This window comes from Delftia sp. WSY_10, from assembly GCF_043104705.1.
Lineage (GTDB): Bacteria > Pseudomonadota > Gammaproteobacteria > Burkholderiales > Burkholderiaceae_C > Comamonas > Comamonas tsuruhatensis.
In genome coordinates this window covers 78,181-88,770 of record NZ_JBICKY010000046.1, presented here as the reverse complement: position 1 = coordinate 88,770, position 10,590 = coordinate 78,181, and the positions used below count along the sequence as shown (strand labels likewise).

Genomic DNA, 10,590 nt, shown 5'->3' with positions numbered 1-10,590 from the left:
GCCCAGCTCGGCAAAGCCCATGATGGACTGCAGCGGGGTGCGCAGCTCATGGCTCATGTTGGCGACGAATTCCGACTTCACGCGGAAGGCCTCCTCGGCCGCGTCGCGGGCCTCGCGCGTGGCATGCTCGGCCGCGCGGAATTCGCTCACATCCACAAAGATGCTGAGCACGCCGGTGGTCTGCCCCTGGGCATCCTTGACCGCCGCCTTGGAGATCTGCACGTCGCGGTAGCTGCCGTCCATGTGGGGCAGCCGGGCCTCCAGCACCATGCGCTGGCCCGAGCGCATCACGACCTGGTTGCTGCGTATCTGCAGCAGGGCATCGTCGCGCGAGTGCAGGCCCTTGATCTCGTGACCGAGCACGGCATAGCGGCCGCGGCCGAAGAAGTCCTCCCAGGCCTTGTTGACCAGTACCACGCGGTGGTCCGCGTCGGTGACCAGCATGGGCAGGGGCGTGGTCTCGAACAGCAGGTGCTGGAAGGCCAGCTGGGTCTGCAGCTCCTGCTGTGCCTTCCAGCGGGCCGTCACGTCCACGGCGCTGCCCGCGAAGCCCACGAGCCGGCCGTCGCGCAGCAGGGGGACGACGGCGATGTCGCAGAGTATTTCCCGGTGGCTCGGCAGCTGGAACATGGCCTGGCAGTTGCGCAGGGCCAGCTTGGCCTGGGGGTCGAGCAGGGCATGGATCTGCGGCCTGCAGGCTTCGCGCGCGATGCCTTCCAGCGGCTGCCCCAGCGCCTCGACGCTGGGCTGCCCGGTCCATTGCTCCCAGCGTGCGTTCACGAAGGTCAGCCGGCCCTGGATGTCGGTGCGAAAGATCAGCTCCTGCACGCTGCGCATGAGCACGGCCATCTCATGCTCGCTGCGAGCCAGGCGCGCCTGGGCCTTTTCCATGGACTGCTGGGACGACTTCTGGACCCTGCGGGTCTTGAGCACCGACCCGCTCAGGCCCAGCACCAGGGCAAGAAGCGCAAGGCCGGCAACGAAGAAGGCGAATGCCTTGTCGCGCCAGCGCGCGACCACCTCCGAGTAGGGCTCCTCCACCACCAGCAGCAGAGGCCAGTTGCGCACGGTGCGAAAGGACACGACCTCATGGGAGCCGAGCATGCCGGCGCCCACGTAGGAGCCGAATTCGCTGTGCGGCAGCCATTGCCGGAACAGCGGTGTCTGCAGCACGGCGGTCGCCTGCACGCCGGTGCCCGCATTCGTGCTGGCCAGCGTCTGGCCGTCGTAGCTCAGCAGCATGGCCTCGTAGCTGAGGGACTCCAGCGTGGATTGGTAGAAGTTGGCCACGGCATCGGGATTGATCAGGGCCACCAGCACGGCCGGTGCGCCGTTGTCGCGCTTGAATGCGAGGATCTGGGGCAGGTAGCGGACGCCCCGCGGTGTCGCATGCGGTGTCGCATGCGGGGCCGCTGCCAGGGAGGAGAGGCTGCGGCCGGTGACCAGGCGTCCCAGCTGGACCTTGCCCGGGACCGGAGCCGATGCCTTGTCAGGCAGCAGCTTGTGCAGCTCGATCTGCAGGCCGGCCTCGCCCGCTTGCGTGCTCGCCAGGATGCGTCCTTTGCCATCGAGCAGCGCCATGCTGCGCAGAACCGGCAACTGGCCGACCACTTGCGCCAAGGCCGCCTCGCGCGCTGCGCCGGGGCTGTCGGCGGACAGGATGACCGGGTTGTTGGCCAGGCTGGCCAGGGCGACCTCGCCGGTCTCGAAGGTCTTGTTCGTCTGATCCTGCAGCACACGGGCCAGCAACGCCGCCTGGGCCTTGCTCTGCTCGGCCTCGGCATGCAGCTGGCTCCAGACGAACAGCACCAGCCCGGCAAGCACGCACAGGGCAAAGGTCAGCACCAATGCCTTGAGGTGGGCGCTGCGCCTGGCCCCCAGAAAATGATGCGTGCCGGCTCGGCCAGACATGATGAAGGCGCTCCATCGGAGGGTTCAAGGCGCGACGATGGCGCTCAGCCCGTGGTTGCGCGCTGCCCGGGCCAGGCGGCCGTCTCGCCGGATGTCGGAGACGAACTGGTCCAGGCGCGCCAGCCACTGGGCGTCGGCAGGACTGGTTGCATAGCCGTAGGGAAGCACGTGGAACGGCTTGGGCGGTGCGATCAACCGGGCCCAGTCGGAGCTGTCGAGCAGCCGGCGGCTGTAGGGGTAGTCGGTCATGAACACATCCACGCGCCCTGCCATGAGCTCCTTCTCGCGGGTCTGGGGCGGCTCGATGGACACGATCTGCGCATGCTTGAGCGTCTCGCGCATCACGGGCTCCATGAAGGTGCCGCGCTGCACGGCGACCTGCACGCCGGGCTGGTCGATGTCCGCCCAGGACTGCACGGCCTGATTGCTCTTGGTGGTGACGCCGTAGATGTCGCTGCTCAGATAGGGCTGCGTGAAGCGCAGCTGCTTTTGCCGCTGGGGGAGTATGCCCACGGCGAACATGGCGACATCGCAGCGCGACTCCAGCAGGTCAGGTATCAGCCTGGGAAAGGAGGAATCCACATACTGCAGCCGTACGCCCAGCTCCCTGGCCAGCTCCGCCGACAGCTCTGCATCCACGCCCGTCAGCCGGCCCGTGCGCGGGTCGCGGAAGGTGATGCCGTAGTAGTCGGGCCATATGCACACACGCAGGGCGCCCGTGGATGCAATCCGCTCCAGCACCTCGCCAGCTGCGGCAGAGCCGGACCATGGCACCAGACACAGCAGCAATCCGGCAACGGCTGCCAGGCGGGCCAGCACGCGCCTTGGGGACGGTGCGCCGAAACATGTCGATGATGGATGCATGGCGGGCTTTCAGGGTGTGTCGATCAGATCGGTGAAGGACGGGGACTGCCGGGTCAGCGCCAGGCGCAGCGCATCCAGCTCTTCGATGTTGTCCATGAACGCGTCGACGATGCCGGGATCCAGGGCCTTGCCCCGTTCCGCCGCGATCATCTCCAGGGCCCGTGCTCGCCCGAACGCCGGCCGGTACACCCGGTCCATGGTGAGCGCGTCGAAGATATCGACGATGGAGGTGATGCGCGCCGACAGCGGGATGTCCTCGCCTGCCAATCCCTGCGGGTAGCCCTTGCCGTCGAAGCGTTCGTGGTGGCTGGCGGCGATTTCGGCCGCCATCTGGAACACCGGGATGCGCGACTGGCCCAGCAGATGCGCGCCGATCTCGGCATGCCGGTTCATGACCAGGCGCTCCTGCGCATCCAGCGGGCCCTGCTTCTTGAGGATGGTGTCCGGAATGCCGACCTTGCCGATGTCATGCATCGGGGCCGCCTTGCGCAGCAGGCTGGCGAATTCGATGCGGCAGCCCAGGCGCAGGGCCAAGGCCTCCGACAGGTAGCCGATGCGGATGATGTGCGAGCCGGTGTCGTCGTCCTTGAACTCGGCGGCCATGGCCAGGCGCAGCAGGGTCTCGTGGTGGGCGCGTGTCACTTCCTTGAGCAGATCGTTGCGCTCGCGGTACATGCGGCCGAAGTCCTGGATGAGCTGCTCCATCTGCTCCACGGCCGCAGGATCGAAACGTCGCGATGGCTCCCGGGGGGAGGCGGTCTGGTACTGGGCCATCAGTCGATCCTCTCGAGCTTTTCGATCGTCTCCAGCAGCTTCAGGGTGCTGAAGGGCTTGACCAGGTATTCGTCGGCTCCGGCCTGCAGGCCCGCCTTGCGGTCCTCGGCGCTGCCCCGGGCCGTCAGCAGGATGACCTGCGTATGCAGCAGCTCGTAGGAGCGCTTGATGCGGCTGCACACCTCCAGGCCGTCGAGCGTGCCCGGCATCATGATGTCGAGCAGGACGATGTCGGGCCTGAGCCTCTCGGCCATCGCCCAGGCCTCGTCGCCATCGCAAGCCTCTATGACGTCAAAGTCGCTGAATTCCAGTGTCATGCGCAGCAGCTTGCGGATGTCGGCATGGTCCTCGGCGATCAGTATCTTTTGCATGGGGAGATCTTTCATGCCGCAACAAAGGTGTGGGCTGGCATGTGAATCATAAATATCAATTCAATCAAATTTTATTGAATTTATCTATCAAATCTGTTGCCAGGCCGGGAACAGGTCTTTTGCCCCTGTGCGGGAGCCGGCAGCCCCGTCTTTATGTGGCCCGTTCCCAGGCCGGGTCTTTCCACAGGGCATCGAGGTCGGTGAAGCCCCATTTCGCGGGGTCTTCCCGACTGGCTATCTTCTCCTGGCACCCGGGCCGGGCCAGGTCAACGGTCTCCGGTGCCATCCGCATGCCGCTGGCCGTGGAATAGAACACCTTGACCTGCGGACAGGTCAGGGACTGGCGGCCAGGGTCCACGACCACCCCCAGCCTGCCCGTTGTCAGCCGCACCAAAGAGCCCACCGGGTAGATGCCTATGCTTTTGACGAAGGCCTGGAATACGGTCTTGTCGAAGTGCCCGGCGCTCCATTCGGCCATCTTGTGCACCGCCTCGGCAGGGTCCCAGCCACGCTTGTAGGGGCGGTCCGAGGTGATGGCGTCGTAGACATCGCAGACCGCGCCCATCTTCGCGAACAGGCTGATGTCCTCGCCGCGCAGCCCGTGGGGGTAGCCTGTGCCATCCACCTTCTCATGATGGTGAAGGCAGACGTCCAGCACCACCGGATCATCGACGCCGCCGGCCAGGAGCAGCTCCAGGCCTCGCGCCGGATGCTCGCGGACCTCGGCAAACTCCCTGTCGGTCAGGCGCCCCGGCTTGTTCAGGATGGGGGCGGGGATCGCCATCTTTCCAATATCGTGCAGCAGCCCCGCATAGCCCGCCTGGCGCACCTGCTGCGGTGGCAGGTCGAGCTGGCGTGCCAGCACGATCATCAAGGCGCAGACCGCCACCGAGTGCATGTAGGTGTAGTCGTCGCTGCTCTTGAGCCGGGCGATGCTGACCAAGGCGCACGGGTTGCGGATGATCGACTCGGACATCTCGGCGACCACGGAGCGGGCCTCGTCCTGGTTGATCTCCCTGCCCATGCGCGCCTCGCGGAACATGGCGGTGATCGCCTGCCTGGACTGGCGGCAGATCCGGGCGGCCCGCTTCACCTCCTCATCGAAGGCAACGGGCCGCAGCTCGCACTCCAACTCGGCCAGTTGCGAGATCTCGGACAGTTGGGCGTCGATCACGGTGTCCACCTGCTCGCGCGAGCAAGACGGCTCGTCTTGCGCGACATCCAGGCCCTTGGCGGTATCGATCCACACTTCCTGGATGGGGGCGTGCAGGATCCTCGCCAGGTCGGCAGGGTCTTCCAGCCTGAAGCGGCTGCGCCAGAACGGATGCTCCATCCAGCTGCCGCAAAAGCTCTCCAGAAACATGCCCAGCCGCAGCTGCCGCACACTGATGCGCTTGATCATGAACAAGGGCCCCGCAACGGTTCACATGGATACGTCATCTTGCCGCCATTTCCTTGCTTCTGTACGGATCCAGGTCAGAAGGCCGCCCATTCCTCCTCCTTGACCTGCGGTTGCGCACGGGCCGGCGATACGCGTGCCTGAATGGCCGGCAGCGCTTGCCTGGGCCCCATGGCCTGGACGTTGGCGGCACGCGGCGCGGCGGGGTGGCTTGCCCCATGCTCGGGGTGCATCCTGAATGTGGAGACGATCTGCGCCAGAGAAGCGGCCTGCTGCTCCAGGCTGCCCGCAGCGGCCGAGCTTTGCTCGACCAGCGCCGCGTTCTGCTGCGTCATCTGGTCCAGCTGGCTCACCGCCTCGCCGACCTGCCGGATGCCTACCGCCTGCTCGGCCGATGCGCTGGAGATCTCGCCGATCATGGTGTCCACGCTGCGCACCTGCTCCACGATGCGGCCCATCTGCTCGCCAGCCCGGGTCGCCACCTGGGTGCCTTGCTCGACCTTTTCCAGGTTGGCACCGATCAGCTCCTTGATCTCGCGGGCCGCCGTGCCCGAGCGCTGGGCCAGCGCGCGCACCTCGCTGGCGACCACCGCGAAGCCCCGGCCCTGTTCGCCGGCCCGCGCGGCCTCCACGGCAGCGTTGAGCGCCAGGATATTGGTCTGGAAGGCAATGGCGTCGATGACGTTCGTGATCTCGGCGATCTTGCGCGAGGCCTGCGAGATGTCCTGCATGGTATGCACCACCAGGGCCACGGACTGGCCTCCCTCGGCAGCCGAGGCCGACGCGGCCGAAGCCACCTTGCTGGCCTGCTGGGCCGTGTCCGCATTCGTGCGCACCGTGGCCGTGAGCTCCTCCATCGATGCGGCCGTCTCCTCGAGGTTGCTGGCCTGCTGCTCGGTGCGCTGGCTCAGGTCCAGGCTGCCGGAGGCGATCTCGCTCGACCCCGTCGCAATGCTGTCGCTGCTGAGGCGAATGCTTGCCATGATCTCGCGAAGCTTGCCGTTCATGTCGCGCATCGCGCCCAGCAGCCGGGCGGGCTCATCCCGGCCCTGCACCACGATGCTGGCCGTGAGGTCGCCCCGCGCCACGGTGTCCGCCACCGAGACCGCCATGTGCAGGGGCTCGGTGATCGAGCGCGTGATGGCCCAGGCCAGCACGGCGCCCAGGGACACCGCCAGCGTGGCCAGCCCGCCGAGCAGGTACAGCGCCAGGTGGTAGTCCTTCTCGGCCTGCTCGGTGGCCTTGCGCCCGCCCTCCTGGTTCAGCGCGATGTCCTGGCCAACGACATCCATGAACTCTGTGAAGGCCTGGGTCGCAGATCCTGTGGCTTTGTCACGCGCCTGAGCAGACTGCTCAGCCCCGGCCTTGGACAGCTCCTGTACCTTCCTATCCTCCAGTACGACGGCGTCCCAAATTACGCGCATCTTGTCGTACAGCTTCTTTTCCTCCGGGGAGGAAATGAGCTTTTCGTAGGTGGAGAACTCCGACGCAAGAGCTTTCTCGGCCTTCGCCAGCGCCTCTTCCTGAGCCTGCTTGCCAGTTACAGACTCCTCAATCACATGGCGAAGGGTGGCGCGGCGGGCTTCATTGGCCGTGGCCCGGATCGAGGCCAGCGCATTAGTGGCAGGCAGCCAGTTGGTGCCCAGGTCGTTGGCATTGAACTGGACCCGGGCGATCTGCAGTGAGCCGATGGCCGCAACCGTACTCAGCAGCAGCAGAAGCAGTGTGAAGGCAGCAATGAGCCGTGTGCGAATGGAAAGAAGTCGAAGGAACATGCGTGTCTCCTAAGAGTAGGTGAAGAGAATTTGATCAATCTGATTCAAATGATCATTTGGCAAGCTTAAATTTGGCTTACGGAAGCATATTTATCGCTTCACCCCGCTCTTCATCCAAAGCCTCGCTTGGTGGAACAGTCGGCTCCTCTTTACTCATAGTGACAATCTATCGGGAGTAGCCACCGGCTACACGAGAAATCTTGCACTCATCGCTCGCACCAAAGACTGAGCACAACACAAATGTAACAACCAGTTGTGCTGCTCTTTTCTCTCTGTTAAATTTTTATCAAATTCATCAAATAAATTTGATTGGAGTGATGAAGATGCCACCTACACTGACAACCGACACCGCCAGGCAATGGCTTTCCTTCCTTGTGGACGATGAGGAGTTCGGCATCGACCTGCTGCAAGTGCAGGAGATCCGGTCCTACGAGTCGCCCATGCGCATTGCCAATGGCCCCGCCTACTTCAACGGCGTGCTGGAACTGCGCGGGGAGGTCATTCCCGTCATCGATCTGCGGCTCAGGCTGGGGCTTGCGCCCAAGCCATATGACGCCTGCACCGTGACCATCATGCTGCGCCTGCCTGGCGGAGTGACGGGCATGGTGGTGGAGGGGGTCACCGACGTGGTGACGCTCATGCCGCAGGACCTGCGCGCCGTGCCCGCCATGGGCGGGGGCCTCGTCAATGACTGCCTGCTGGCCATGGGCGTGCTCAATGAGCGCTCGCTGCTGCTGATCGATGCCGACAAGCTCCTGGCGACGGCCACGGCAGCCCTGCCGGACTGCGCTGCTAGCTGAGCCATGTGCTCCGGCACGCCCCGGTCTTCCGCTCGTACACCGCAAATTTTCATATCGCCCGCAGACCTGGAGGCGGAGAAAGGCGCTCTCACCTCAGCACACACCGACGTCAAGGCCTGGCCGACCGAGCTCCAGGCACAGCAGCTGGTGCAGGCCGTGTCGATCTTCCAGCTGGGAGGCCATGCGGCGCAGCTTTCCTCAACCCCGCCGCTCCCGCAACCGACGGTGCGGGCGCGCAAGCCGGCACCCGCGACAGCGGCACTCCCCGCACGCCAGGCTGCCCGCGCCGTGCAGCCCGTGCATAAGCAAGCGCAGGAGCAGGACGACTGGGTGTCGTTCTGATCAACCTCCCCCTTGCGTGCGGCCCTGGCGCTCGTCGGACCGCATCGCGGCACACCGGGATACGGGGCCACGGCCATGCAGGGGCTGCCAGGGGACGCAAGGCCCAAGTCCCAGGGCCCGCGCAAGTTCTGATATTTTCAACGCTGTTCCTGCGCAGGCAGCCCCCGGCTTTCGACACCCCCATTTCATGATTTCAAACTTCATTCCGTTGAACCCACAGCAGCTGGACGCCGCCATCGTCGATCTCGACGGCACCATGGTCAACACCCTGGGCGACTTCGCCGAAGCCCTCAACCGCATGCTGGCGGACCTGCAACTGCCGGCCATCGCCCCGCAGGCCATAGAGAACATGGTGGGCAAGGGCTCGGAGCACCTGATCCGATCGGTGCTGGCCCATGTGGGCGCGGCCGACGTGGACGCCGCCTATGACCAGGCCTGGACACGCTACGAGCACCATTACCTGCAGCTCAACGGCCAGTTCGCCGATGTCTACCCGGGCGTGCTCGAAGGCCTGCAGGCATTGCGCGCACGCGGCCTGCGGCTGGCCTGCCTGACCAACAAGCCGCTGTCCTTCGCCCGGCCGCTGCTGGAGCAAAAAGGCCTGGCACCGCTGTTCGAGCAGGTCTTCGGCGGCGATTCCTTCGAGCGCAAGAAGCCCGACCCCCTGCCCCTGCTCAAGACCTGCGAGGCCCTGGGCACCTCCCCGGCACGCACATTGATGCTGGGCGACTCCAGCAACGACGCCCAGGCCGCGCGCGCCGCGGGCTGCCCCGTGGTGCTGGTGAGCTACGGCTACAACCACGGCCAGCCCGTGCGCCAGGTCGATGCCGATGGCTTCGTCGATGCGCTGACCGAACTGGCCTGAGCCGCGCAGCCTCCAAAATTGTTGGAAAAAGAATGGGATTTGGCGATGGTTAACGCACTTTGACGGTGCGATTTATGTTTTTGCTAGAGTCGTCTGCTTTGCCATCCTGGCCGCGATCCGGCCACAGACAAGGAGGAAGCACGCGACATGCACGGACTGCACCTGACCGCCGATCTCTACCAATGCCAGGGCGACGAGCGCCATATGCTCGACGCCGATGCCATCGCCGCCCTGTGCCGCGCACAGACCGCGCAGGCCGGCCTGACCCTGGTGGAGGACCGCTGGGTCAAGTTCCCTGATTACCAGGGGCAGCCCGGCGGCGTCACCGGCACCGTGCTGCTGGCCGAATCGCACCTGGCCATACACACCTGGCCCGAGACCGGCTGCGTCACCGTCGATGTCTACGTCTGCAACTTCTCCGCCGACAACTCGGGCAAGGCCCGCGCGCTGATGGAGGGCGTGATCGCCGCCTACGCGCCGGGCCGCGTGGTGCGCCAGCATCTGATGCGCGGCGACATCGGTCCCGGCGCCCAGGCCACGGCGGCGGCCGATGAGGGCGATTGGGCGCTGGAGGCGCTCACGCCCCATGCGCGCTTTGGCTGGCGCGCCACGCGGCGCGAAACCGTGCAGACGCGCCATCAGGAGCTGGAGCTGCTGCACACGCCGCAGTTCGGCAAGGTGCTGCGACTGGATGGCCGCTTCATGACCTCCGAAGGCGAGGAATTCTTCTACCACGAGGCCCTGGTCCACCCCGCTGCCCTGGCCCACCAGGCGCCGCGCAAGGCGCTGATCCTGGGCGGCGGCGATGGCGGCGCAGCCGAGGAACTGCTCAAGCACCCGTCCATGGAGCAGGTGGTGGTGGCCGAGCTGGACGAGGCTGTGGTCCAGGCCGCGCGCACGCACCTGCAGCAGGTGCACCGCGGCGTGTTCGATGACCCGCGCCTGCAGCTGCGCATAGGCGACGGCATGGCCATGGTGGAGCGCACCGAGGAGCGTTTCGACCTCGCCCTCATGGACCTCACCGACCCCGACACGCCTGCTAGCGCGCTGTACTCCGACCAGGCCCTGGCGCGCATGAAGCGCGTGCTGGCGCCGGGCGGCGCCCTGGTGCTGCACCTGGGCAGCCCCGTCTTCCATGGCGAGCAGGTGGCGCGGCTGGTGGCCAGCCTGCGCGAGCGCTTTGCCATCGTGCGCTGCTACGGCCTGTACATCCCCCTGTACGGCGCCTACTGGGGCCTGGCCGTGGCCTCCGACACGCTGGATGCGGCGGCGCTGCCCCCCGCCCAGCTGCGCCAGCGCCTGGCCGAGCGCCGCCTGCCCGACCTGCGCTACTACAACGCCGAAGTGCACCCCGCACTGTTCGCGCTGCCCAACTATTACCGCGACCTGGTGCAGCCCGCGCCCCTGGCGGCGCTGCCCCCGCGCGCGGTCCGCGTCGCCTGAGCCCAGCCCGTTCTGGCAACGGGCCGAGCCCGGCCCGCCCTGGCCG

General features: G+C 66.2%; 9 protein-coding genes and 1 pseudogene. 4 read left to right on the top strand and 6 right to left on the bottom strand.

The genetic code is table 11. The annotated features are described in order from the left end of the window. From ACF8ML_RS18840 to ACF8ML_RS18815, 6 genes are all read right to left on the bottom strand, one after another. Positions 1-1,911, bottom strand: a 1,911-nt coding sequence (locus ACF8ML_RS18840) for a PAS domain S-box protein (protein ID WP_392407640.1), incomplete at its 3' end; no start/stop codon positions are given. 24 nt (positions 1,912-1,935) lie between these two features. Next, positions 1,936-2,775: an ABC transporter substrate-binding protein gene (locus ACF8ML_RS18835; RefSeq protein ID WP_016453965.1), complete on the bottom strand. Its 840-nt coding sequence runs from the start codon at positions 2,773-2,775 to the stop codon at positions 1,936-1,938. 9 nt (positions 2,776-2,784) lie between these two features. Beyond that, positions 2,785-3,549: an HD-GYP domain-containing protein gene (locus ACF8ML_RS18830; protein WP_016450587.1), complete on the bottom strand. Its 765-nt coding sequence runs from the start codon at positions 3,547-3,549 to the stop codon at positions 2,785-2,787. Continuing rightward, positions 3,549-3,920 (bottom strand): response regulator transcription factor, encoded by a 372-nt coding sequence (locus ACF8ML_RS18825; protein WP_034348076.1) that lies wholly within the window; start codon positions 3,918-3,920, stop codon positions 3,549-3,551. The genes ACF8ML_RS18830 and ACF8ML_RS18825 overlap by 1 nt, the downstream gene beginning before the upstream one ends. 151 nt (positions 3,921-4,071) lie before the next feature. Beyond that, a complete protein-coding gene (locus ACF8ML_RS18820; RefSeq protein WP_046240182.1) occupies positions 4,072-5,322 on the bottom strand; it encodes an HD-GYP domain-containing protein in 1,251 nt (416 codons plus the stop codon). A 74-nt stretch (positions 5,323-5,396) separates the two neighbouring features. Beyond that, positions 5,397-7,094 (bottom strand): methyl-accepting chemotaxis protein, encoded by a 1,698-nt coding sequence (locus ACF8ML_RS18815; protein ID WP_209672806.1) that lies wholly within the window; start codon positions 7,092-7,094, stop codon positions 5,397-5,399. 323 nt (positions 7,095-7,417) lie between these two features. On the opposite strand from ACF8ML_RS18815, the gene ACF8ML_RS18810 reads away from it, so the two are divergent. From ACF8ML_RS18810 to speE, 4 genes and pseudogenes are all read left to right on the top strand, one after another. Beyond that, positions 7,418-7,894: a chemotaxis protein CheW gene (locus ACF8ML_RS18810; RefSeq protein WP_154836245.1), complete on the top strand. Its 477-nt coding sequence runs from the start codon at positions 7,418-7,420 to the stop codon at positions 7,892-7,894. Between the two features lie 529 nt (positions 7,895-8,423). Continuing rightward, positions 8,424-9,101, top strand: coding sequence for a phosphoglycolate phosphatase (locus ACF8ML_RS18805; RefSeq protein WP_209672808.1), 678 nt, complete (start codon positions 8,424-8,426; stop codon positions 9,099-9,101). Positions 9,102-9,248: 147 nt separating this feature from the next. Further along, positions 9,249-9,599 (top strand): annotated as a pseudogene (gene speD, locus ACF8ML_RS18800) (adenosylmethionine decarboxylase); the annotation flags it as partial. Positions 9,600-9,605: 6 nt separating this feature from the next. Further along, positions 9,606-10,544: a polyamine aminopropyltransferase gene (gene speE / locus ACF8ML_RS18795; protein ID WP_392407641.1), complete on the top strand. Its 939-nt coding sequence runs from the start codon at positions 9,606-9,608 to the stop codon at positions 10,542-10,544. Positions 10,545-10,590: the final 46 nt, after the last annotated feature.

Bases quoted from the DNA above. Each gene is read 5' to 3' on its own strand.
- ACF8ML_RS18835 (WP_016453965.1), bottom strand. From the start codon at position 2,775: ATGCATCCATCATCGACATGTTTCGGCGCACCGTCCCCAAGGCGCGTG.
- ACF8ML_RS18830 (WP_016450587.1), bottom strand. From the start codon at position 3,549: ATGGCCCAGTACCAGACCGCCTCCCCCCGGGAGCCATCGCGACGTTTC.
- ACF8ML_RS18825 (WP_034348076.1), bottom strand. From the start codon at position 3,920: ATGCAAAAGATACTGATCGCCGAGGACCATGCCGACATCCGCAAGCTG.
- ACF8ML_RS18820 (WP_046240182.1), bottom strand. From the start codon at position 5,322: ATGATCAAGCGCATCAGTGTGCGGCAGCTGCGGCTGGGCATGTTTCTG.
- ACF8ML_RS18815 (WP_209672806.1), bottom strand. From the start codon at position 7,094: ATGTTCCTTCGACTTCTTTCCATTCGCACACGGCTCATTGCTGCCTTC.
- ACF8ML_RS18810 (WP_154836245.1), top strand. From the start codon at position 7,418: ATGCCACCTACACTGACAACCGACACCGCCAGGCAATGGCTTTCCTTC.
- ACF8ML_RS18805 (WP_209672808.1), top strand. From the start codon at position 8,424: ATGATTTCAAACTTCATTCCGTTGAACCCACAGCAGCTGGACGCCGCC.
- speE (WP_392407641.1), top strand. From the start codon at position 9,606: ATGCGCGGCGACATCGGTCCCGGCGCCCAGGCCACGGCGGCGGCCGAT.